At 66.1% G+C, this 21,483-nt stretch carries 22 protein-coding genes and 3 tRNA genes; 11 read left to right on the top strand and 14 right to left on the bottom strand.

Annotated elements, in window-relative coordinates:
• Positions 1–77: 77 nt before the first annotated feature.
• A complete protein-coding gene (locus OH146_RS08625; RefSeq protein WP_265159439.1) occupies positions 78–1,121 on the bottom strand; it encodes an NAD(P)/FAD-dependent oxidoreductase in 1,044 nt (347 codons plus the stop codon).
• Positions 1,122–1,306: 185 nt separating this feature from the next.
• On the opposite strand from OH146_RS08625, the gene nhaA reads away from it, so the two are divergent.
• Positions 1,307–2,638, top strand: coding sequence for a Na+/H+ antiporter NhaA (nhaA, locus tag OH146_RS08620; protein ID WP_265159437.1), 1,332 nt, complete (start codon positions 1,307–1,309; stop codon positions 2,636–2,638).
• 3 nt (positions 2,639–2,641) lie between these two features.
• Here nhaA and aroQ read toward each other — a convergent pair whose 3' ends face one another.
• From aroQ to OH146_RS08600, 4 genes are all read right to left on the bottom strand, one after another.
• Positions 2,642–3,088 carry a type II 3-dehydroquinate dehydratase gene (gene aroQ, locus OH146_RS08615; RefSeq protein WP_265159435.1) on the bottom strand — a complete coding sequence of 149 codons (447 nt, stop codon included), beginning with the start codon at positions 3,086–3,088 and terminating at the stop codon, positions 2,642–2,644.
• Between the two features lie 12 nt (positions 3,089–3,100).
• Positions 3,101–3,970, bottom strand: coding sequence for a PKD domain-containing protein (locus OH146_RS08610; protein WP_265159433.1), 870 nt, complete (start codon positions 3,968–3,970; stop codon positions 3,101–3,103).
• A gap of 95 nt (positions 3,971–4,065) precedes the next feature.
• The gene (locus OH146_RS08605) at positions 4,066–5,259 is read right to left on the bottom strand and encodes a cutinase family protein (protein ID WP_265159431.1); all 1,194 of its coding nucleotides are present in this window, start codon (positions 5,257–5,259) and stop codon (positions 4,066–4,068) included.
• Between the two features lie 116 nt (positions 5,260–5,375).
• Entirely contained in the window at positions 5,376–5,807 is a 432-nt protein-coding gene (locus tag OH146_RS08600) for a hypothetical protein (protein WP_265159429.1), read from the bottom strand.
• 125 nt (positions 5,808–5,932) lie between these two features.
• Here OH146_RS08600 and OH146_RS08595 point away from each other — a divergent pair, with 125 nt between their 5' ends.
• On the top strand, positions 5,933–7,375 hold the full coding sequence (locus OH146_RS08595) for a threonine/serine exporter family protein (RefSeq protein ID WP_265159427.1): 1,443 nt from the start codon (positions 5,933–5,935) through the stop codon (positions 7,373–7,375).
• 116 nt (positions 7,376–7,491) lie between these two features.
• Here the strand turns inward: OH146_RS08595 and OH146_RS08590 are convergent.
• Positions 7,492–7,574: transfer RNA gene (locus tag OH146_RS08590), tRNA-Leu, on the bottom strand.
• Between the two features lie 194 nt (positions 7,575–7,768).
• On the opposite strand from OH146_RS08590, the gene OH146_RS08585 reads away from it, so the two are divergent.
• The 7 genes from OH146_RS08585 to pknB are packed head-to-tail and all read left to right on the top strand — an operon-like array spanning position 7,769 to position 16,530.
• Positions 7,769–8,485 (top strand): FHA domain-containing protein, encoded by a 717-nt coding sequence (locus OH146_RS08585; protein WP_265159425.1) that lies wholly within the window; start codon positions 7,769–7,771, stop codon positions 8,483–8,485.
• A gap of 12 nt (positions 8,486–8,497) precedes the next feature.
• A complete protein-coding gene (locus tag OH146_RS08580) occupies positions 8,498–9,019 on the top strand; it encodes an FHA domain-containing protein FhaB/FipA (RefSeq protein ID WP_265159423.1) in 522 nt (173 codons plus the stop codon).
• Between the two features lie 2 nt (positions 9,020–9,021).
• Positions 9,022–10,257, top strand: coding sequence for a Stp1/IreP family PP2C-type Ser/Thr phosphatase (locus tag OH146_RS08575; protein ID WP_265159421.1), 1,236 nt, complete (start codon positions 9,022–9,024; stop codon positions 10,255–10,257).
• Positions 10,247–11,626 carry an FtsW/RodA/SpoVE family cell cycle protein gene (locus OH146_RS08570; RefSeq protein ID WP_265159419.1) on the top strand — a complete coding sequence of 460 codons (1,380 nt, stop codon included), beginning with the start codon at positions 10,247–10,249 and terminating at the stop codon, positions 11,624–11,626. The genes OH146_RS08575 and OH146_RS08570 overlap by 11 nt, the downstream gene beginning before the upstream one ends.
• A 1-nt stretch (position 11,627) precedes the next feature.
• Positions 11,628–13,067 (top strand): peptidoglycan D,D-transpeptidase FtsI family protein, encoded by a 1,440-nt coding sequence (locus OH146_RS08565; protein WP_265159417.1) that lies wholly within the window; start codon positions 11,628–11,630, stop codon positions 13,065–13,067.
• A complete protein-coding gene (locus tag OH146_RS08560; RefSeq protein WP_265159415.1) occupies positions 13,064–14,773 on the top strand; it encodes a protein kinase domain-containing protein in 1,710 nt (569 codons plus the stop codon). The genes OH146_RS08565 and OH146_RS08560 overlap by 4 nt, the downstream gene beginning before the upstream one ends.
• Positions 14,774–14,829: 56 nt before the next feature.
• Complete coding sequence (gene pknB / locus OH146_RS08555) at positions 14,830–16,530, top strand: Stk1 family PASTA domain-containing Ser/Thr kinase (RefSeq protein WP_265159413.1); 1,701 nt, start codon at positions 14,830–14,832, stop codon at positions 16,528–16,530.
• Between the two features lie 48 nt (positions 16,531–16,578).
• Here the strand turns inward: pknB and OH146_RS08550 are convergent, their stop codons facing one another.
• The 3 genes from OH146_RS08550 to OH146_RS08540 are packed head-to-tail and all read right to left on the bottom strand — an operon-like array spanning position 16,579 to position 18,169.
• Positions 16,579–17,217, bottom strand: a complete 639-nt coding sequence (locus OH146_RS08550; protein ID WP_265159411.1) for an aminodeoxychorismate/anthranilate synthase component II — start codon at positions 17,215–17,217, stop codon at positions 16,579–16,581.
• Positions 17,214–17,369, bottom strand: coding sequence for a hypothetical protein (locus OH146_RS08545; RefSeq protein WP_265159409.1), 156 nt, complete (start codon positions 17,367–17,369; stop codon positions 17,214–17,216). Before OH146_RS08545 ends, OH146_RS08550 begins: the two co-directional genes overlap by 4 nt.
• On the bottom strand, positions 17,369–18,169 hold the full coding sequence (locus OH146_RS08540; RefSeq protein ID WP_265159407.1) for a class E sortase: 801 nt from the start codon (positions 18,167–18,169) through the stop codon (positions 17,369–17,371). The genes OH146_RS08545 and OH146_RS08540 overlap by 1 nt, the downstream gene beginning before the upstream one ends.
• A gap of 41 nt (positions 18,170–18,210) precedes the next feature.
• Between OH146_RS08540 and OH146_RS08535 the strand changes: the two genes are divergently transcribed.
• Positions 18,211–18,453: a cell division protein CrgA gene (locus OH146_RS08535; protein ID WP_265159405.1), complete on the top strand. Its 243-nt coding sequence runs from the start codon at positions 18,211–18,213 to the stop codon at positions 18,451–18,453.
• A 101-nt stretch (positions 18,454–18,554) separates the two neighbouring features.
• Here OH146_RS08535 and OH146_RS08530 read toward each other — a convergent pair whose 3' ends face one another.
• Positions 18,555–19,400 carry a rhomboid family intramembrane serine protease gene (locus tag OH146_RS08530; RefSeq protein WP_265159403.1) on the bottom strand — a complete coding sequence of 282 codons (846 nt, stop codon included), beginning with the start codon at positions 19,398–19,400 and terminating at the stop codon, positions 18,555–18,557.
• Between the two features lie 33 nt (positions 19,401–19,433).
• Complete coding sequence (locus tag OH146_RS08525) at positions 19,434–19,967, bottom strand: peptidylprolyl isomerase (protein ID WP_265159401.1); 534 nt, start codon at positions 19,965–19,967, stop codon at positions 19,434–19,436.
• 143 nt (positions 19,968–20,110) lie between these two features.
• On the opposite strand from OH146_RS08525, the gene OH146_RS08520 reads away from it, so the two are divergent.
• On the top strand, positions 20,111–20,692 hold the full coding sequence (locus OH146_RS08520; protein ID WP_265159399.1) for a hypothetical protein: 582 nt from the start codon (positions 20,111–20,113) through the stop codon (positions 20,690–20,692).
• An 88-nt stretch (positions 20,693–20,780) separates the two neighbouring features.
• On the opposite strand, the gene OH146_RS08515 is transcribed toward OH146_RS08520, so the two are convergent.
• The 3 genes from OH146_RS08515 to OH146_RS08505 all read right to left on the bottom strand — a co-directional run bounded on the left by OH146_RS08515 (position 20,781) and on the right by OH146_RS08505 (position 21,453).
• Positions 20,781–21,173 carry a hypothetical protein gene (locus OH146_RS08515; protein WP_265159397.1) on the bottom strand — a complete coding sequence of 131 codons (393 nt, stop codon included), beginning with the start codon at positions 21,171–21,173 and terminating at the stop codon, positions 20,781–20,783.
• 69 nt (positions 21,174–21,242) lie between these two features.
• Positions 21,243–21,318, bottom strand: a tRNA-Ala gene (locus tag OH146_RS08510).
• 61 nt (positions 21,319–21,379) lie between these two features.
• Positions 21,380–21,453: transfer RNA gene (locus OH146_RS08505), tRNA-Ile, on the bottom strand.
• Positions 21,454–21,483 lie beyond the last annotated feature (30 nt).

The raw sequence follows: 21,483 nt of genomic DNA, 5'->3' as shown, positions 1-21,483 counted from the left end.
GAGGTACAGAACAACGCGCAAACACCCCCATTGGGAGGGTGAATCGATCGTTCCGGGGTACAAATTGCTCCGGCTCGTCAGCGCGTGAGTCTCTCCATGACGGCACCGAACACGCGCGGCGCCTTCGCTGCAGTTGCGACGAGGCCCGAGCGAAGCGCGGTGCCTCCCGCTCCCACGAGGCCCGATGTGATCAGGTTGTAGGGCCGCGTCACCCGCTGCCACTCGCGCTCATATTCAGCGGGTCGTCCGCGGCGGATCGCGTCGATCGCCGCCTTCGCCTGCGCAAAACCGGTTCGCAGTCCTTCACTCGTGATCGCATCGACATAGCCGGATGCGTCGCCCGCCAGCAGCACCCGACCCGAGGTCCGCGCGGTCGTGCGCCGGGGGAACGGGCCGGCCCCCCTCGCCTCCGTGACGGCGGGGGCGCCACGCAGCCGCCGCTCGAGTTCGGGGATCGAGTTGATCGTCGCGCGGTAGGCGACCCCGCGCGGCCCGAGCACACTCACGTCAACCAGGTCGTGGCCGACAGGGGTGACGCTTGCTTCCGCATCCGACCCGTAGTGGACCTCGATGACGTCGCTCCAGGGCTCGACCGCGAAGTGTCGACGCACCGCGAAACGCTCGTGCCTCGGCGGATGGGGGTCGCTGAGTCCCGCGAGTCTTGCCGTCGCGGAGCGAAGGCCGTCGCATCCGATGAGCCACTTGCAGCGGATCGTCTCGCCCAGGTCGGTGAGCGCCGTGACGGCGTGAGCATCCTGATTGAGCCCCTGCAGACGGCCATAGCCGCGCACAATGCCGAGTTCCTCGGCGCGCTCCGTGAGAAGAGCGTGAAGCACGACGCGTCTGAGGCCGAGGCCCACGCCGCTGCTGAAACGATGCTCGACCCGCCACGGGTCTTCGCCGCCGCCGAAGAAGGCGACCCCCCGCAGGGGCATTCCGGGAGGCTCGATACCGAGTCGCTGCAGCATGGGCACCGCTCCGGGGAGCAGAACCTCCCCGCACGCCTTGTCGATCGTGCCGATGCGCGGTTCCGCGACCGTCACCGACATGCCCGCGAGTCTCGCCTCGATGGCGGCCGCAAGACCCACCGGTCCGCCGCCCACGATCAGGACGTCGCTCATCGCCGCACCCCCGGCGAGCCGCCCGGGGGCCGCAGGGCGGTTCGGGAGCGGAACATGGGCAGAACGTAGCACGCCTGTTTCGCCCACTTGCGTGTGAGTTTGCCGACCGGAGACACATAGACTCGAAGTGGAGCGTCGGGAAGTCTGGTCGACACAGCAATCGCCGACCCCTCGACAGGAGATCCGTGTCTGACAACCGCCAGAATCGCACCCTCTTCGGATTCGGCCGCTACAGCGAAGCGGTCAGGATCGGCGAGATCCTGCGCAAGGAGACCGTCGGCGGTGCCATCCTCGTTGTCGCCGCGGCCATCGCCATCGTGTGGGCGAACTCCCCCTGGGCGGAGTCCTACTTCGCCCTCCGTGACTTCCACATCGGCTACGAGCCCTGGCATCTCGACCTCTCGCTCGGGCACTGGGCCTCCGACGGCCTGCTCGCGATCTTCTTCTTCCTCGTCGGGCTAGAGCTCAAGCGCGAGTTCGTCTCGGGGGACCTCCGCCGGCCTGCCACTGCCCTCGTCCCGGTCGCCGCGGCCGTCGGCGGCGTCGCCATCCCCGCCCTCATCTACGTCGCCGTCAACATGGGCGACTCGGGTTCCCTCCACGGCTGGGCGATTCCCACCGCCACCGACATCGCCTTCGCCGTGGCCGTCCTGGCGATCATCGGGTCGAACCTCCCGACGGCGCTGCGCATCTTCCTCCTCACTCTCGCGGTCGTCGACGACCTCATTGCCATCACGATCATCGCGGTCTTCTATACGGACGAGATCTCGTTCCCGCCCCTGCTCTTCGCGCTCATCCCGCTGGCCCTCTACGCCTTCCTGGCGCAGCGCTACCGCCAGCTGTTCCACCGCCACCGCTCCTCCGCCTGGGTCATCCTGCTGCCCATCGGCGTTGTCGTCTGGGCTCTCGTGCACGCCTCGGGCATCCACGCCACGATCGCCGGCGTGGTGCTGGGCTTCATGATCCCCGTGCTGCACCGCACTCCGGATGCCACGGGCCCGGGTCTCGCGGAGATCCTCGAGCACCGCGTGCGCCCCCTCTCCGCCGGGGTTGCCGTGCCGATCTTCGCCTTCTTCTCCGCGGGTGTCGCGATCGGCGGCGTCGACGGCTTCCTCGATTCCCTCGGCGACACCATCACTCTCGGCATCATCGCGGGGCTTGTGCTCGGCAAGCCACTCGGCATCCTGGGCACGACGTGGCTGCTCTCCAAGCTGACCCGCATCAAGCTCGACCCGACCCTGCGCTGGGTCGACCTCCTCGGCGTTTCACTGCTGGCGGGCATCGGCTTCACGGTGTCGCTCCTCGTCGCCGAGCTCAGTTTCGGCACGAGCCTCGAGAACGACCATGCCAAGGTCGGCATCCTCCTCGCCTCCCTGCTGGCCGCCCTCATCGGAGCGATCGTGCTGCGGGCCCGCAACCGGCACTACAAGGCCATCTCGGCACTCGAAACGGTCGATGCTGACGACGACGGCGTCCCGGATGTCTACCAGTACGGCGACGACAAGAAGGTCGACTGAACCCTAGGCCCGGCGCGCCAAGTACTGCAGGGCGAACTCGTAGCCGAGGGTGCCGGCGCCTGCGATGACGGCGGCCGCGACATCCGACAGGTAGGAGTGGTGGCGGAACGCCTCGCGGGCGTGCACGTTGGTGATGTGCACCTCCACCATGAGCACCTGAGCTGCGACGACCGCGTCGCGGATCGCGACGGAGGTGTGCGTGTAGGCGCCGGCGTTGAGCACGATTCCGGATGCCCGTCCTCGAGCTGAATGGATCGCCTCGACGATCTCGCCCTCGTGGTTGCTCTGCACGAACTCGACCTGCACGCCCTCGGCCTCGGCCGCGCGGGTGACGCGCGCCGCGACATCCGCCAGCGTCTCGTGGCCATACTTCTCCGGCTCGCGCGTGCCCAGCAGGTTCAGGTTGGGCCCGTTGACGACAAGGATGAGCGGCAGTTCGGTGTGCACCATGCGGCCATTCTGTCAGGCGCGGTGGCGGCGTATGACGACTTGCGCGCTGATCACGAGCAACGTGCCGAGCAGCAGGAACACGAGCCCTGGGATGAACGAAAGTGTCGCATCAGAACCTGTCACCGCGATCTCCTCGGCGGCCGGTCCGGCTCCAGCATCGTTCGCCGGCCCAAGCGTGATGGTGGCCGCTTCACCAACGAGCCCTGCGGCCGTCACACCCGCTACTGACAGCTCCGTCGCCGCGGCGCGATCGATGTCACTGATTCTGACTGACTGCAGGTCGCCGTCAGTCACGCCCAGATTCACGCCGTTCACAGCTATGAGCCACTGCGCGGCGAGCTGGTCTTGCGGCTCCCACGACAGGCGGATGCTATCTCCTGACTCCGCTGCCCCGAGTTCCAATGGAGTGGGAGAGCCAGGCTTTACCGGTGCAATGTACGTCCCGATGTGAACTGGCGCGTTCGCCACTGTGAACGTTCCGTTCGCGGCGCGGACACGGACACGGACCTCGCCGTCGAATGCATCCGGGTACGTGTGCTCCACCACCAACTCGGCGCCCAGACGGTCGTACGCTCCGTCGCCATCGAAGTCCCAAGCCACCTCGCTGATCTCCGAATCTACGACGTAGGACGCCGATGCATCGAAGCGAATGCTCTCGCCAGGGTTTGCAATGTACTCGGGGTTCGCAAGCAGAGCAACCGGCCTGTTGATGATGTGTTCCATGGCCGCCGTGAGGGCCTCTCGTGCCGAATCGAGAGCAGGCTTCGCTGGCTCACTCGAGAGCATTGAGGGTTGAGGCACGAGTTCCTGATATGGAACCACGATCCCGTCGGTGCCGGTTGCCAAGGGATAGTAGTACTCCGCGAAGAACGTCGAGATCACAGGGAAGATCGCGACGTCGCCAGTGCTCGCCGCCGCCTCGAAAAGCTCGTCATACGAAAGCCGGTCACTCTCATCGCGGATAGCTCCCTCGCTGACTAGAACGATCGCCTTCGCAGCGCGCGGCCGCCAGTCGAACCCGTTGATTGCGGCCGACAGTGCACCCAGCGTTTCTTCGGTGCTGTCGACTTCTGACCATCTGTTGCCAGGTTCGATCTCGGCAAGCGCGCGAGCTGCGGCTTCAACGTCTCGTGTGAAGCTGCTGCGGACCGCAAACACCGGGTCATCGCCCCCCGATACTCGATCACTGCGGCGCGTCCGTTGTGAGCTCTTACATCGGCGGCGACGGATTCGAGCACGAAACTGGAATCGTAAAGTTCCCCTTCCATTTCTCGCCGAGAGTCGACGACGAAGGCCACATCAATTCCTGCAGTCCCAATGTTCAAAGGGCTGAGATTGACATCGTGCGGTCTGAAGGATGCGCGCAGAAAGTATTGGAGTCGAGATGCTGCCTCCAATGCCGCCATATCGATTGCTGCCCCGTCGTCGGCATATGTCAGATGTCCAGAGATGTCGCCGAGCGCTCCTGTGCCGCAAATGAAATCATCGTCGTTGCACCACAGGCCGGTTTCTTCGGCCGAGGCCGTCGGAACGTAGGGAACGCGCGCGCCGAGCGACCCACGTAGGGTGTCGCACCCGCCAATAACTCTCCGCCATTCAGAAAAGTAGCCGCGACATCCGTGGCGGCCTTCCGGCAGGTTCAGCTTCGGGTCGCCAAAAAGCCCGTTGAAAACTATTGCGCGCCGCACGTCGTCGGAGGCGGCCGCGTACATGTCACCCACCACCTGAGCACCTTGCGAGTAGCCACCTAGGACGAACAAAGTCTCAGGACAGCTCTCGAGTTCAGCCTCGAGATACGCGTTGAGTTCTTTCACTCCCGCTTTAACGCTGTCTCCGTACGCGTACGCGGAGCCGCCCGACAAAATCGCCCCGAGAGCGGTGTCGGCTGGTTCAACGCTGACCGCAGGATACTTTGATCCGCCATGAGCACCGCGTCCTAGCTCATAGGATGTCGCCTTGATGTCAGCAGAAAGGCGTCCCTCGATTCCTTCGACGAACCTCTCGTACTCGTCATCGCCGAGCGCCTGGCCTGAGCCACGAGCAAATACGATTCGCACATCCTCGCACGAGGGAGAGGCCGATGCCAGAGTAGTGGCCGCCGTCCCTGCGCAAAGTCCTGTCGCCGCGACAATGCACGCCGCGACACCCCTCAGTGTGGCCAGCTCGAACATCGCTCTCCCCCCGGAGTTGCGCTCGCTAATGAACAGATATTCTCACAAATTGAGCGTTCCGGCTCGCCTTCACCTGACGCCCAGGACTCACGTGCGTCTTAGGCATTGGAGTCTTGCTACTGCCCGACCTCTACTTTGAGGCGCGGTTCGCCATGGTCGATGACTGAGTCAACAGTCACTTCAAAACCCCCGACGGTCCCGTGAGCGTGACAAGCAGTTTGCACACTTCGGCCCTCGTTTTCCACGCAATCGCCTTCAATGGTGTCGAGTCCCATACTCCTCGCCCGTTCAGTGAAGTCCTCCATGGACACAGCAGCAGGAAGCACATAGTGCCGTTGAACGCTGGGGCACGGAACGGAGTCGAAGCAGAGAATTCTTGGCGGCACAATCTGCTCCGATGCCAGCAGCCACGATTCGTCCACGGGGTAGCTGTCGGCCACTGCTTCGATCTCCTCGGTGCTGCCCGGAATCTTGGCTACAAGAAACGCCGCCAACGCAAGCACGATCAACCCCGCCCACACTGCGAGCACGATCCCAAACGTCTTCACGCCGTCCCCCTTCGACCGCGAACGTGTTGAGGAGAGGATGCCACACACGGAGCAGCGAAACGGGCGAAGAATTTCGAGGAATCGCGGGCAGCCCGTGTGCAGGCGCGCGGCCCTACCCTTGATTAGTGACCACTCGTGACGACCCCGATGGCCAGAGGCCCCATCCGGCGCGATCCCTGCTCGATCGCGTCTCCGAGCTCGTCCGCAGCACCGGAACCCCCACCCAGATCATCTCGATCGTCAACCATGAGTCGCAGCTGACGGAGCGCCACGACCGCGCCGTCATCGATTTCTGCCTCCGAGCCGGCGAAGCGATGCTCGCGATCGGCGCCTCTGCCGCCGATGTGGTGGCGATGCTCCTGCGCATCAGTGAGACCTACGGCATCTCGGGAATGCACGTCGACATCTCGTTCACGTCGATCACGGTGTCGGTGCACAGGGGCATCAACGAGGAGCCGACCTCGGTCATGCGCGTCGTGCGGGTGCGCACCACCGATTACACCCGGCTGCAGAACGTGTACCGCCTGATCGAGGAGATTACCGAGACGGATAAGCCGCTCGATGTAGAAGTCGCGCGCTCTCGGCTCGTGGCGATTCTCCACTCCCCGCACCCCTATCGCCGCTGGATCATGACCGCGGGGCAGGCAATCCTCGCCGGCGGTGTCGTGGTGATGTTCAACGTGAGCTTCGTGCTCATCCTGGTTGCCGCGGTCTCCGCCATGATCGCGACCGGACTCGCGAATCGGCTCTCCAAGTGGGCGGTGCCGGCGTTCTTCTCCCAGCTGGTGGCGGCCGGATTCACGACGGCCATCGCGGTGCTCTTCTTCTGGCTGCGCTCGATCGGCATCGAACTGCCGGGCGCGAATCATCCGACGGTCATCGTCATCTCCGGCATCATCATGCTGCTGTCGGGAATCGGGCTCACCTCCGCGGCGAGGGACGCAATCGACGGCTACTACGTGACCGCGTCGGCCCGCGGGCTCGAGGTGATCATGTTGACTCTGGGGCTCGCCGTGGGAATCTCGCTCACGCTTGGCATGGCGCTGCGAATGGGCGTGCCCATCTCCGTGGCGACGACCCTCGGGCCCGTGATCGAGCCGATCCCGGGCATCATTGGGGCCTCCCTCATCGGGGTCGGCTTCGCCCTCACCTCCTACGTCCGGCTGCTGTATGTGCCCCTCATGGCAGCCGCGGCAGGCATTGTCTTCGCCGTGTATGCGGTCGTGGTGCCGAGCTTTCCCCAGCCCGGCCTCGCTCCCGCCCTCGCCGGCGTCGTCGCGGGTGTGATCGGATACCTCGTCTACCGCTGGGTCAAGGTTCCGGAATCGGCGATCACGATGGCCGGGATCATCGGCCTCATCCCCGGGCTCGCCCTGTACCGGGCGTTGTACGCATTCATGGAGTCCGAGTATGGGGTGGAGGCATCCCTGCCCGAACTGGTCCTCGCGCTGTCCACCGGTGTGGGTCTCGCAGCGGGCACCGCGATCGGCGGCTTCATCACGCGCAGCGCCTTCGGTCTCGACCGCGCAGCACGACTGGCCCTCCGCCGTACTCGCGCGGTGCGCTGAGGCGTTCGCACGCGGGCGTGCCCACCCGGCGTGGGCACCAAGCCCGGCGTGCGGACAAAGAAAATTGCCCCTCACCAGGGCCATACATTCCCAGGTGAGGGGCTATTTTTCATCTGTGCGCGAGGGGGGACTCGAACCCCCACGCCCTTGCAGGCACTGGCACCTGAAGCCAGCGCGTCTACCATTCCGCCACTCGCGCAGACTCAGCGAGATTACCACAGCGGGAACTGCCGAAACTCTGCGAGAGCAGCATCCGGCACGCATCATCCGGGGGATGGACGCCGTCATGCGGTGGGGTGACATCCGGTGCCTCACCCGCTCTCCCCAATACAGTGGGGCTAACATCGTGTGTGCCATGGCGGCCACACGGCCGACAGCACGTGAGGGAAACCATTGGGACTTCTGGACAGCTTCGAGCGGGGGCTTGAGCGGGCGGTCAACGGCGCCTTCGCCAAGACCTTCAAGAGCGGCGTGCAGCCCGTCGAACTCACAAGCGCCCTCCGCCGGGAACTCGACACCAACGCCGTCATTGTCGCGCGCGACCGCATCCTCGCCCCCAACCGTTTCGTCGTGCGCCTCTCCCCCGCCGATCACGAACGGATGTCGTCACTCGGCCCAACCCTCATCGATGAGCTCACGAGTCTCGTGCAGCGGCACGCCGGCACGCAGGGCTACCAGTTCGCGGGCGGTGTCTCGATTCGATTGCAGCAGGACGAGAACCTCAGCGAGGGCATCATCCGCGTCGACTCGCAGAACGTAAAGGGCGAGATCGCCTGGGTGCCCGTGCTCGACATCAACGGCAAGCGGCACCGAATCACCAGATCCCGCACGGTTGTCGGCCGCGGCAGCGACGCCGACATCACGGTCGACGACAGCAGCATCTCCCGCAAACACGTCGAGATCCTGTGGGATGGCAAGAACGCTCAGGTCAACGACCTCGGCTCCACCAACGGCTCAGAACTCAACGGCAAGAAGGTGTCAAAGGCCCCGCTGCCCACCGATTCAGTGATTTCCATCGGAAGAACCCGTATCGTTTTCCGAGTGCTCGCCCAGTCCGCCTCACCCGAGACGGCGGATGCGCGGAGCGACCACCCGGGGAATGGACGATAAGGCGATCGGTAGATGAGTGAACTGACACTGCTTCTGCTGAAGCTCGGCTTCCTGCTCCTGCTGTGGGCATTCGTCTTCGCCATCGTCTACGCCCTGCGTTCCGACCTCTTCGGCGAGCGCGTCCGCCGGATGCCCGCACCCCAGAGCGCGTCTGGCGAGCAGGCCCCCTACACGGCGGCACCGGCTGCTGATCCTGCGCCGCGACCCGTGGCGGCAGCATCCTCGCCGGGGGCGGCGGCGGGAACCGCAAGGCGCGTCGTCATCACCTCCGGTGCCAAGGCGGGCGTCGAGCTCGACCTCGACGACCAGCCCCTCACTATCGGTCGCTCATCCGACAGCGGCCTCGTGATCCGCGACGACTACACCTCGACGCACCACGCCCGGCTCATGCTGTGGGGCGACGAGTGGGTGATCCAGGACCTCGACTCCACCAACGGCACGTTTCTCGACGGCAAGCGCGTCACAGCACCCACCCCGGTGCCGCTCGGTGCGACTGTCAAGATCGGCACGACGAGCTTCGAGCTGCGGCGGTAGGCGTGTCGACCACCGTCAAGAGCGCCGCCGTCTCGCATGTCGGCAAGATCCGAGCCAACAACCAGGACTCGGGATACGCCGGTCGGCAGCTTTTCCTCGTCGCCGACGGCATGGGCGGCCACGCGGGCGGCGACATTGCGTCCGCCATCGCGGTCAACCGCATCGCCGAAGCCGACCGCCCGTTCCCCACGGCGCAGGACGCCGAGTTCGCGTTGCGGTCGGCTCTTCTCGCCGCCAACTCGCTGATCGCCGAGACCGTCTTCGATCATCCCGAGCTCACGGGGATGGGCACGACGGTCACCGCCGTACACCGCGTCGACCACCATCTCGCCATCGCCCACATCGGTGACTCGCGTCTCTACCTCTACCGCTCGGGTGTGCTCGAGCAGGTCACGATCGACCACACCTTCGTGCAGCGCCTCGTCGACAGTGGCCGCATCACGCAGGAGGAGGCGGCCGTGCATCCGCGTCGCTCCGTGCTGATGCGCGTGCTGGGCGACGTCGAAACCTCCCCCGAGATCGACACCGCCGTCGTCGAGACCGAGCCGGGCGACCGCTGGCTGCTCTGCTCCGACGGGCTCAGCAGCTATGTGAGCGAAGAGAAGATCGCCCACGTGCTGCACACGCTGCCCTCCCCCAGGGATGCCGCGGAGCGACTCGTGCGCGAAAGCCTCGACCAGGGCGCGCCAGACAACGTGACCGTCGTGCTCGTCGACGTGGACCACACGCACGACTCCGCCTCCAACCCGCCCGTGACGGTCGGCTCCGCCGCGCTGCCCCTCACCTTCGAGTCGGCGGCGGGACGCAAACCGCTCCGCCTGCCCACCCTGCTGCTGCACCCCCTCAAGGCGCCGCCGGAGGACAGCCACTTCGAGCCCGAGTCCGACGAGTACCTGCAGGAGCTCATCGCGGAAGACCGGCGCCGCGCCATCCGCCGCCGCGTCACCTGGCTCGTCTCGGTGGGACTCATCGCGGCACTCATCGTCACGGGCATCGTCGTCGGCTACCGCTGGACTCAGACCCGGTACTACGTCGGAGCCAACGGCAACACGGTCGCCATCTTCAAGGGCGTGCAGCAGGGCATCGGGCCGCTCTCGCTCTCCGAGGTCTACGCCGAGACGAGCATTCGCATCGATTCGCTGTCCGACTTCGAGCGCCGCCAGGTCGAAGACACCATCACCGCGGGCGACCTCGAAGACGCCCGCGACATCATCGAGAGACTCGACCATGACGAGTGAGCTCACGTCGGCGCCGGAGACCGCGAGCATCCGGGTGCGTCTGCGGCAGCCCGCACGGTTGCGCAACCTCGAACTGGTGCTCGTCGTCATCGCCTGCGCGGTCGGCGGAGGCGCACTCGTGCTCACCCAGCTGGGCGCCCTCGGCCAGACCGACCCCGGCGTGCTCATGCTCGCGGGTGTGCTCGCCGTGCTGGTGCTCGCGATGCACGTCTCCCTCCGCCTCACGGCACCCCAGGCCGACCCCTTCATCCTTCCCGTCGTCACCCTGCTCAACGGGCTCGGAATCGCCGCGATCTACCGCATTGACCTGGCCGACGGCGACAGCGGGTGGGATGCCGCGGGCGTGCGTCAAATCGCCTGGTCGAGCATCGCGATCCTCGCCGCCATCGTCGTGATCGTCGTCATCCGCAACCACCGGGTGCTGCAGCGCTACCGCTTTGTTTCGATGTTCGCGGGCATCGTGCTGCTGATCCTGCCGATGCTGCCGATCATCGGCCACGAGGTCTACGGGGCGCAGATCTGGATTCGGGTCGGCACCTTCACCTTCCAGCCGGGCGAGCTCGCGAAGATCGCCCTCGCGATCTTCTTCGCCGCCTACCTCGTGGAGAGTCGTGACAGCCTCTCCATGGTGGGCACCAAGTTCCTCGGCATCCGCTTCCCCCGTGCAAGAGACCTGGGGCCGATCCTCGTGATCTGGGCCGCGGCCATGGCGGTGCTCATCTTCCAGCGCGACCTCGGCACCTCGCTGCTCTACTTCGGCCTGTTCCTCATCATGATTTACGTGGCGACGGGGCGGGTCAGCTGGGTGCTCATGGGCCTCGGGCTCTTCATCGGCGGTGCCGTGATCGCCGGGCAGGTGCTCGGCTACGTTGCGGGGCGTTTCCGCGGCTGGCTCGACCCCTTCAACCCCGAGGTCTACGATGCGGTCGGCGGCAGCTGGCAGCTCGTGCAGGGTCTCTTCGGCATGGCCAACGGCGGTCTTCTCGGCACGGGGCTGGGTCAGGGCCGACCCGACCTGGTGCCGCTCGCGCAGAGCGACTTCATCATCGCGAGCCTCACGGAGGAGCTCGGCCTCGCCGGACTCTTCGCGATCCTCGCCCTGTACCTGCTCTTCATCTCCCGCGGCTTCCGCATCGGCTTCTCCGGCCAGGACGACTTCGGCCGGCTCCTTGGCGTCGGTCTCTCCTTCGTCGTGGCACTGCAGGTCTTCATCGTCGTCGGCGGCGTCACCCGGATCATCCCGCTCACGGGCCTGACGGCGCCGTTCCTCGCGGCCGGCGGCTCGTCGCTGGTCGCCAACTGGATGATCGCGGCGATCCTGCTCCGGCTCTCTGACACGATCCGCAACCAGCCGAGATTGGTGGTGTGACGTGAACAAGGAATTGAAGCGCGTAAGCACGGCTGTGCTGCTCATGTTCGTTGCCCTCTTCGCCTCGGGCACGATCATCACGGTGTTCCAGGAGGAGAACCTCCGCGCCGACCCCCGCAACGCCCGCACGCTCTACGCGAGCTTCTCGGCCGAGCGGGGTCCCCTCCTCGTCGACGGCGTGCCGATCGCGGAGTCAACGCCCGTCGATGATGACTTCGAGTTCCAGCGCGTCTACAACGACCCTCTGCTCTACGCTCCCGTCACCGGGTACTTCACCCTCAATCAGGGCAATGCCGGCGTCGAGGGCGCCCTCAACGACTACCTGACGGGCACGGCCAACGACCAGTTCTTCGACCAGCTGAACGCGATCTTCACTGGCCAGTCCCCCAAGGGGGCGGCCGTCGAGCTGACAATCGACCCCGTCGCTCAACAGGCAGCCTGGGATGCTCTCGGCGACTACCGGGGCGCCGTGATCGCCATGGACCCGCAGACCGGCGCCATCCTCGCCATGGTTTCCAAGCCGTCCTACGACCCCAACCTCCTCGCCACGCACGACACCAGCTCGGTCATCACCGCCTACGAGCAGCTTGAGGCCGACCCGACATCGCCGCTCGACAACCGGACAATCGGCGGCACCCTCTATCACCCGGGCTCGGTTTTCAAGGTGCTCATGACGGCGGCGGCGATCGACAGCGGCGAGTTCGAGCCGACGACCGAGATCCCCAACCCCCCGACCCTGCAGCTGCCCCTCAGCAACACGGTCATCTCGAATGCCCAGGGCAGCACCTGCGGCGGCGGCGCGACCGTGACCCTCGCCAACGCCCTGCGACTCTCCTGCAACATCCCCTTTGCCCAGGTCGGCGCATCCCTCGGCGAGGACACCATCGCTGAGTACGCGGAGGCCTTCGGATTCGGAAGCCGCATCCAGGTGCCCATGTCGGCGACAGCGAGCATCTACCCCGACGGCATGGACGAGGCGCAGCTGATGCTCTCCTCCTTCGGCCAGTACGACGTGCGGGTGACGCCGCTCCAGATCGTCATGCTCTCGGCAGCGGTTGCCAACGGTGGCGAGCTCATGCAGCCGACGCTCGTCGAGCGCATCCTCGCACCCGACCTCACGGAGCTCGTGTCCTTCGACCCAACCGTGTACAGCCAACCGATCAGCGCCGAGACGGCGGAGACGATGGTGCCCATGATGGTCGCCAACGTCGACTCTGGAGCGGCGAGTAATGCAAGAATGAACGGAGTCGACGTGGGCGGTAAAACCGGCACGGCACAGAACGCGGAGGGAACGCCGAACACCCTCTGGTTCACGGGGTTTGCTCCCGCGTCTGACCCACAGATCGCGATTGCGGTTGTCGTCGAGAATGGGGCGGGTTTCGGCAACCAGGTCGCCGCGCCCATCGCAAAGAAGGTATTTGAGGCGGTGCTGAACAAATGAGACCCACGAGTGGCCTCACCTTCGGGGGGCGCTACCAGCTGACGAGCCGTGTTGCCATTGGCGGCATGGGCGAGGTCTGGCAGGCGACCGACCTGGTCATCGGGCGCACCGTCGCGATCAAGATCCTCAAGGACGAATACCTGGGTGACCCGGGCTTCCTCGAGCGCTTCCGCGCTGAGGCGCGGCATGCAGCCCTCGTCAACCACGAGGGCATCGCCAACGTCTTCGACTACGGCGAGGAGGAGGGTAGCGCCTACCTCGTCATGGAGCTCGTGCCGGGCGAGGCACTCTCGACCATCCTCGAGCGCGAGCGGGTGCTCTCGACCGACCGCGTGCTCGACATCGTCGCCCAGACCGCATCCGCGCTCCACGCCGCCCACGCGGCCGGGCTCGTGCACCGCGACATCAAGCCGGGCAACCTGCTGATCACCCCCGATGGCCGCGTCAAGATCACCGACTTCGGCATCGCACGCATCGCCGACCAGGTTCCCCTCACGGCGACGGGCCAGGTCATGGGCACCGTGCAGTACCTGTCGCCCGAGCAGGCGAGCGGTCATCCGGCATCGCCGACGACGGATGTCTACTCCCTCGGCATCGTCGCCTATGAGGCGCTTGCGGGCCGACGCCCCTTCACGGGCGAGTCGCAGGTCGCGATCGCGATGGCCCAGATCAACGAGCAGCCGCCGGATCTTCCCGTCAGCATCTCGGAGCCCGTGCGCAACCTCGTGTACGCGTGCATCGCGAAGAGCCCCGCAGAGCGGCCGGCCTCCGCCGCGCACCTGGCGCGCGCCGCGCAGGCGCTCCGCCGCGGCGACGTTGCCGGTGCGACCGCCGCGGTTCCCGGCGTCGGCGGCACGAGCGGTTTCACGAGTCTCATCACACCCGTCGACGCGGATACCTCCGCCGCCACGCGGGTGCTCCCCGCCGCGGGCGCCGCCGCCGCTGTCTCTGGGGCGCAGTCATCCGCGACGAAGGAGGACGAGAAGAAGCGCAGCCGGTGGACGTGGCCGCTCATCATCCTGATCGCGGTGCTCTTCCTTGCGCTCGTCGGTGTCATCGTCGCGATGGCGCTCTCCCCGAGCGGCGACGACACCCCGCCCTCGCAGACGTCGGCGCGTCCCTCCGTGACCGCCAGCACGAGCCCCTCACCCAGCGACACTCGCGTGCGCATCACGCTCGCCGATCTGGAGGGCATGACCGAGGCGGATGCTCGCGCCTATCTCGAGGAACTGGGCCTGACCCCCGACATCACGGAGGGCAACGTCGCGCCCGAGCCGCGGCAGGAGGGGCTCGTCTACAGCGTCAACCCGACGGGGCCGGTCGAGGAGGGCACCGTCATCTCGGTCAAAATCTACGCACAGATCCCCGAGCCGACGCAGCCGCAGCCGGCGACGGGTCCCGGTACCGACGTCACGATCGTGCCCGGACAGAGCGTCAACGTGACGTGGCCGAGCTATCAGGGCTGCCCGCCCGGGACGACGCACACCGTCTACCGGGTCACGGTGAGCGGGGCCACCTATTCGGTCTCGAACCCGCTGCCCGCCTCCACGACCAACATCACCCTCACCTCTGACAGCCCCGGCACGGTCACGTTCTCGTATCACGCCGAGTGCTCGGGCATCGCCTCGCCCGAGTCGCCCCAGCTCACCTATACGGTGAGCCCGGAGGAGACGACGCCGCCCGAGGGCGAGGACTCGGGCGAGTGAGCCGAGTAGTCGGGGGCAGCCAATAGACTGCTAGGCGTCGACCAAGCACCTGGAGAATGAAATTGACTGAAGATACTCGGCTGCTCGCCGGCAGGTATCAGATCGGCAAGCTCATCGGCCGGGGCGGCATGGCCGACGTTCACATGGGCACGGATGCCCGTCTGGGGCGTCGAGTGGCGATCAAGCTCCTCAAGCCCTCCCTTGCAACCGATCCCAACTTCCGTCTGCTCTTCCGTGAGGAGGCGCAGAAGGCGGCCCGCATGGCCCACCCCACGATCGTGCGCGTGTACGACGCGGGTGAGGAGACGGTGACGGATGCCAATGGCATCGAGACGCAGGTGCCCTTCATCGTCATGGAGTACGTCGACGGTCGCCTACTCAAGGACATCATCGCCGACGGCCCGCTTGAGCCGCGCGAGGCGGTCCGCATCGTCGACGGCATCCTGACGGCGCTCGAGTACAGCCACCGGGCACTCGTCGTGCACCGCGACATCAAGCCCGGCAACGTCATGATCACCCACAGCGGCCAGGTCAAGGTCATGGACTTCGGCATCGCCCGCGCTGTGAGCGACAACTCCGCGACGGTGGCCGACACCAGCAAGGTGCTCGGCACGGCCCAGTACTTCTCGCCCGAGCAGGCGAAGGGCGAGACGGTGGATGCTCGCACCGACCTCTACTCGACGGGCATCGTGCTCTTCGAGATGCTCACGGGCCAACCTCCCTTCCGTGGGGATCGTGCCGCGGCGGTCGCCTATCAGCACATCAGCGAGGCTCCGCTGCCCCCGAGCTCGCTCAACCCGAAGGTCTCCCCCGCGCTCGACGTGGTCGTGCTGCACGCCCTCGAGAAGGACAAGTTCGAGCGGTTCCAGACGGCGGCGGAGTTCCGCGAGGAGGTCGAGCTCGCAGCATCCGGTGAGGTCCCGACTCGCAAGGTGCCGGCGGCCAGTGACTTCAACGCGACCCTCTTCGGCGTGGACCCCACGGCGGCCGCCGGATCGGAATCCGCCATCCGCCAGCTGTCAGCCGAGAACACCGAGCGAGCGGTGCGGACGCAGAACCGTCCCCCGGTCGCGTGGATCTGGGCGGGCATCGCCCTCCTCGCGGCGATGCTCGTGGCGCTGGCCATCTGGGTTTCGAACCTGCCCGCCAGCACGATCGGCGAACGCATTTCGGTGCAGGTCGCGGATGTCATCGGGCAGCAGTACGAGAACGGTGCCCAAACCCTGCAGGATCAGGGACTGACCCCCTCCCGCTTCGACGTCGCGAATGACGAAGTGCCGCGCGGCGAGATCATCCGCACGGACCCGGAGCCCGGCACACGCGTGGCGACGGCTCAGGTCGTGAAGATCTATGTGTCGCAGGGGCCGGCATCCGTTTCGGTTCCGACCCTCTCCAATCTCGGTGAGGATGCGGCACGGCAGGCGCTCCTGGATCGCGGGCTCGTCGTCGGGTCGACGACGACGGAGAACTCATCGACGCTGCCCGCCGGCACGGTGCTGCGCAGTTCCCCCGAGGCGGGCACGGTGGTGCAGGAGGGCGAGACGATCGACCTCGTCGTGTCGAGCGGCCTCGTGACGGTTCCCCCGGTGACGGGTCAGCCCATCAGCGAGGCGAACTCGGTGCTGTCCGCCCTGCAGCTCGTCGTGGTCGCCCGCCCCGACTACAACTGCTCGGGCCTTGCCGTCACAGGGCAGAGCCTGCCGCCGGGTGATCACCCGCAGCGCTCCGAGATCACCGTCACCTACTGCGCAGGCTGACCCCGCTGCCCGGCTAGCTCCCCCGCGGTGGCCTAGCCAGTCGAACCGCTAACCCAGGTTCACGAGCGGGGCGAGCCCCTTCGCACGCTCGACCGCCTCGGGCATCCCAGCGACCGCCAACCAGTTGGCGAGCATCGCGTGGCCGCCCTGCGTGAGCACCGATTCGGGGTGGAATTGCACGCCGAAGATCGGGGCGGTCTCGTGGCGCACCCCCATGATGACGCCGCCGTCGGTGCGCGAGGTGACGACGAGCTCGCCGGGCACGGTTGAGTTGACGATCGCGAGGGAGTGGTAGCGGGTTGCCGTGAAGGGTGCTGGCACGTGGTCGTAGAAGTCGCTCTCGTCGTGGGTGACGACCGAGGTCTTGCCGTGCATGAGTTCCTCGGCATGCGTGACGGTCGCGCCGAACGCCTCGGCGATGGCCTGGTGCCCGAGACACACCCCGAGGAGCGGAGTCTGAGTCTCGAGGGCCGCGTGCACGAGGGGAATCGACACCCCCGCATTGGCGGGTGTTCCCGGCCCCGGTGAGAGCAGCACGGCGTCATACTCCGCGATGCGCTCGCGCGCCTCCTCAGCAGGGAAGGCGTCGTTCCGCACCACCTCCGTCTCGGCACCGAGCTGAAGCAGGTAGCCGTTGAGGGTGTAGACGAAGCTGTCGTAGTTGTCGATCACGAGGACCCTGGTCATTCGACCGTCACCTCCGGGACGCTGATGAAGGAGTTGACCCAGGGGAAGACCCAGAGCACGAGGGCGGCGAGCACGACGAGCACCAGCACGATCGCGAGCACGATGCGCAACCAGAGCGGGCCGGGCAGCAGCCGCCACAGTGCAGCGTACATCAGGCCTCCCCTCCCTGCAGGGCCGCGAGTTCGTCGGGTATCCCCTCGGCGGCAGGATGCCACGACTCGAGCACCCCGTAGGCGATGATGCGTTCGGATGCCGAGAAGCGGGGGTTGCAGCTCGTCAGGGTGATGTAGCGCTCTCCCGCCGGCACGCCCGGCGCCTGTGGGACGGGTTCGAGCACGCCCACGCCCGAGGGCAGCACATACTCGAGATTGCGGAAGGCGTAGGTGTACCATCCGTCCGCCGTCTGCACGTAGATCTTGTCGCCGAGCTGAAGTTCCCCGATCGAGCCGAAGGGAGCACCCCACGTCGTCCGGTGTGCCGCGAGTGCGAAGTTGCCCAGCTCACCCGGCAGCTGGGTCTGCGGGTAGTGGCCGACGCCGAGGGAACTGCGGTTGAGCACAGACGAAAGGCTGACACCCTCCCCGATGACACGCACGTAGTCCGCGCCGAAGCGGGGCACGTAGAGAGTCGCGAAGCCCTCGTTCATGACCGGGCTGATCGTGCTGACCGGCTCGGCGAGGCCAGGTTCCTCCGAGGGCTCGGCGTCGGGTTCGGGTTCCGCGCTGGGTTCCGGGGTAGCGGGGGGCGCGGAGGCGAGCTCTTCAGCGAACTCGATCGCGGCATCCCGCTGCTCGTTGCCCACGATGATGTCGTTCAACCAGAGCTGCCAGCCGAGGAATAGCAGCACGAGCACTCCGGCTGTCAGGAATAGCTCGCCGAGCACCCCGACGACGGCGAGTCCGCGGCCCCTCCGGCGCCGGTCACGCCTGCGCTCAGTGGCCGGGCTGTCCATGCAGCGATTCTATTCGACCGTATGCCGCTAGAATTCCGGGCATGGCCAGGTCCACGAATCCCAAGCCCGAGTCGCCGCGTGAGGTTCGCTCCGGCGACGACGCCCCCAACCCGGTCTGGTTCAAGCCGATCATGTTCGGCCTCATGCTCTTGGGGCTGCTCTGGATCATCGTCTACTACATCAGCCAGACAGCGCTGCCGATCCCGGAGCTGGGCGACGGCAACATCCTCGTGGGCTTCGGCATCATGTTCGTCGGCTTCCTCATGACGACGCGCTGGCGCTGAGCCGGCTATCACCCTTCACCCCTTCGGGGGTCAACTACACGGGTGTAATTATCCCCACTGTGGAATCGCCTGTGGATAACTTGGGGACGCGACTCACGCGGCTAGCGGGCGTACATGAGCAGCACACCCACGACGGTCAGGACCACGAGCCCCGCGAAGACGGCCGCCAGCAGCATCCATTGCCGCTTCTGAAGCGTGCGGCGCCGCGTCCGCATGAGGATGAAACCCACGAGGGCGCCTACCAGCACACCGCCGACGTGGGCCTGCCACGCAATGCCGGGCACGATGAAGCCGATCACGAGGTTGAGCCCCAGCACGATCACCAGTTGCATGCTGTTGCCACCGAGGCCGCGGTTGATGACGAAGAATGCACCGAACAGTCCGAAGATCGCTCCGGATGCTCCCACAACGGGTGTCATGGGCGAGATCAGCAGCACCGCCACCGAGCCGGCCATGCCGCTCAGGAGGTACAGCGCGAGGAAGCGCCATCGCCCGATCGCGTGCTCGAGCATCCGCCCGAAGATGAACAGGGCGTACATGTTGAAGAGGATGTGGAAGAACGAACGCTCGGAGTGCACAAGCATGGTGGTGAGGATCCGCCACGGCTCAATCTGCGTGTAAGGGCCCCAATAGAGCAGGGCTTCCGTGACCGCTCCCCCAGTGAAGATCTGCGCCAGGTAGACGAGCGCCGTGAGACCCATGATGCTGTACGTCACGACGGGACCATCGCCACGACGTGCGCGGTTCATCATGGTGACGACGGCGGGCTTGCGCCTCGGCGCCGACTGCTGATGCTCCCGCACGCACTCGGGGCAGTGCACGCCCACGGCGGCCTGCGTCTGGCATTCGGGGCAGACGGTGCGGCCGCAACGCTGGCAGAGCACAAAGCTCTGCCGATCGGGGTGGCAGTAGCAGTAGTTGTCGGAGCTGGGGGGCAGATCGCTCACGACCGGCCCCCCGTCCGCGGGTGAATCACCGGATCAGACCTCGTCGATCGTGATGCTGTTGATGACGACGTCCTCGAGCGGCTTGTCTCCAGGCCCCTTCTTGACGGACTCGATCTGCTTCACGACCGCCTGCGAGTCCGCATCCTCGACCTTGCCGAAGATCGTGTGCTTGCCCTGCAGCCAGGTTGTAGGCACCGTCGTGATGAAGAACTGCGAGCCGTTGGTGCCGCGGCCCATCTGGATGCCGGCGTTCGCCATTGCGAGCACGTAGGGCTGCGTGAAATCGAGCTCGGGGTGGATCTCGTCGTCGAACTGGTAGCCCGGACCACCGATGCCCTTACCGAGGGGGTCGCCGCCCTGGATCATGAAGTCGTCGATGATGCGATGGAAGATGACGCCATCGTAGAGGGGGCGGTTCGTCTTCTGGCCCGTCGCCGGGTCGGTCCATTCCTTCTGACCGGTCGCGAGGCCGACGAAGTTCTCGACCGTCTTGGGGGCATGGTTGCCGAAGAGGTTTACCTTGATGTCACCCATGGAGGTATGAAGGGTCGCTACGTGTGTGTGCATTGATTCAGTATTTCACCCGGGCGGATGCCTCGGGGTAGCTGTTCGCTCCTGGGTGAGGCATCCACTCAATACCCAGTGCACTCACAGAGGAACCCGTGGAAGTATGGAAAACGCCTCAACCAACCGCCGACTGGAGGTCTCTCATGGCTTTGTCCCGTAAACGTTCCCGCGAACTGAAGCGTCTGAAGCACTCGGCGTCCGACCTGTGGGATGACCAGCGCGAGGTACTCGAGCAGGCGAGCAAGGTCGTCCGCGAGGCCGGGCGTCAGGTCGGACACATCAGTCGCGACGAGGTGGCACCCCGCGTGCGCAGCACGGTCTCGCACGGAGCCGCTGCCACGCGACACAAGGTTCAGAACGAGATCTTCCCCTCCGTGGCATCCGCTCTCGCCTCGGCTCTTGCCGTCATCGAGGTCACGAAGGATGCCCGCGTGCGCGACGCCATGAAGGCCGTGCAGAAGGCGGGCGAGAAGAAGGAACACGTGCTCGATGTCTCGAGCAAGAAGGCGAAGAAGAAGGCCAAGAAGCTTCGCAAGGAGCTGGGCAAGAAGGTCAGCTTCGTGCCCCCCAAGTCGACCCCCGGCCCGGGCCGCTACATCGTCATGGGCGTCGCCGCCGTCGCTGTCGCGGGAATCGGCTACGCCATCTGGCAGACGCTTCGCGCCGACGACGACCTCTGGATCTCGGATGAGCCGGAGGACCTGTCGAAGCCTGAGGCTCTCTAGCGCAGAACTGTCACGACGAACCCGCGCCGCTCACTGAGTGGCGCGGGTTCGTCGTTTCGCGCTTCGGCCTGCGGCTACGCTCCCCCGGTCACTGGCCCGTTCCGTGCTCTCGGCGCCAGCGGCGCGCGGCGATGAAGGACCGAATGCCGAGCACGAGATAGACCACGAGCAGCACGAAGGTCACGACGCTCGCGACGACCGCGAGCGGCCGTTCCGCCGTGCCCGCGAACAGCTCGCCGAGCCTGAGGACGTTCATGAAGGTGCCCGCGATGCCGAGGAGTGCAAGCACGAGCGCGATGTGGACGCCCACCTTCGGGCTGCGCAGGGCAATCAGCCCGCACACGAGAAGCGCGACACCCAGGATCGCCGGGATCAGGGCCGTCCAGCTCGCCATACCGGAGGCGAAGTAACCGATGACCCCCACCAATACCAATACGGCACCGAGGATGATCGTGGTCCGCGGCATCGTCGAGTTCTGCATGATGTTCCTTCCGGTCGGGGGCGCAGGCGGATGCACCCAGACTATCGACCGAGCAGGAAGGAGCGGAGATGGTGGAGACGAGGGGAATCGAACCCCTAACCCCCTGCTTGCAAAGCAGGTGCTCTGCCAATTGAGCTACGTCCCCGAGAGGCAGTCACTGCCGTGACACCGCGGGTGAAGCATCCGATCATTGACCGGAACACGCGTGGGGATACCAGGACTTGAACCTGGGACCTCTTCGTTATCAGCGAAGCGCTCTAACCGCCTGAGCTATATCCCCGTTTGGAGCAGATACGAGAGTACCGCACCC

Origin of the sequence: Homoserinimonas sedimenticola, assembly GCF_026094475.1 — a bacterium.
In the GTDB taxonomy this organism is placed as follows: domain Bacteria; phylum Actinomycetota; class Actinomycetes; order Actinomycetales; family Microbacteriaceae; genus Homoserinimonas; species Homoserinimonas sedimenticola.
Note: the sequence above shows the minus strand (reverse complement) of the source record. Positions and strands in the feature narration are given on the sequence as shown.

Bases quoted from the DNA above. Each gene is read 5' to 3' on its own strand.
- OH146_RS08550 (WP_265159411.1), bottom strand. From the start codon at position 17,217: ATGACCAGGGTCCTCGTGATCGACAACTACGACAGCTTCGTCTACACC.
- aroQ (WP_265159435.1), bottom strand. From the start codon at position 3,088: ATGGTGCACACCGAACTGCCGCTCATCCTTGTCGTCAACGGGCCCAAC.
- OH146_RS08535 (WP_265159405.1), top strand. From the start codon at position 18,211: ATGGCCAGGTCCACGAATCCCAAGCCCGAGTCGCCGCGTGAGGTTCGC.
- OH146_RS08580 (WP_265159423.1), top strand. From the start codon at position 8,498: ATGAGTGAACTGACACTGCTTCTGCTGAAGCTCGGCTTCCTGCTCCTG.
- OH146_RS08625 (WP_265159439.1), bottom strand. From the start codon at position 1,121: ATGAGCGACGTCCTGATCGTGGGCGGCGGACCGGTGGGTCTTGCGGCC.
- OH146_RS08515 (WP_265159397.1), bottom strand. From the start codon at position 21,173: ATGCAGAACTCGACGATGCCGCGGACCACGATCATCCTCGGTGCCGTA.
- OH146_RS08520 (WP_265159399.1), top strand. From the start codon at position 20,111: ATGGCTTTGTCCCGTAAACGTTCCCGCGAACTGAAGCGTCTGAAGCAC.
- pknB (WP_265159413.1), top strand. From the start codon at position 14,830: ATGAAATTGACTGAAGATACTCGGCTGCTCGCCGGCAGGTATCAGATC.
- OH146_RS08560 (WP_265159415.1), top strand. From the start codon at position 13,064: ATGAGACCCACGAGTGGCCTCACCTTCGGGGGGCGCTACCAGCTGACG.
- OH146_RS08540 (WP_265159407.1), bottom strand. From the start codon at position 18,169: ATGGACAGCCCGGCCACTGAGCGCAGGCGTGACCGGCGCCGGAGGGGC.
- OH146_RS08525 (WP_265159401.1), bottom strand. From the start codon at position 19,967: ATGCACACACACGTAGCGACCCTTCATACCTCCATGGGTGACATCAAG.
- OH146_RS08605 (WP_265159431.1), bottom strand. From the start codon at position 5,259: ATGTTCGAGCTGGCCACACTGAGGGGTGTCGCGGCGTGCATTGTCGCG.
- OH146_RS08570 (WP_265159419.1), top strand. From the start codon at position 10,247: ATGACGAGTGAGCTCACGTCGGCGCCGGAGACCGCGAGCATCCGGGTG.
- OH146_RS08545 (WP_265159409.1), bottom strand. From the start codon at position 17,369: ATGTACGCTGCACTGTGGCGGCTGCTGCCCGGCCCGCTCTGGTTGCGC.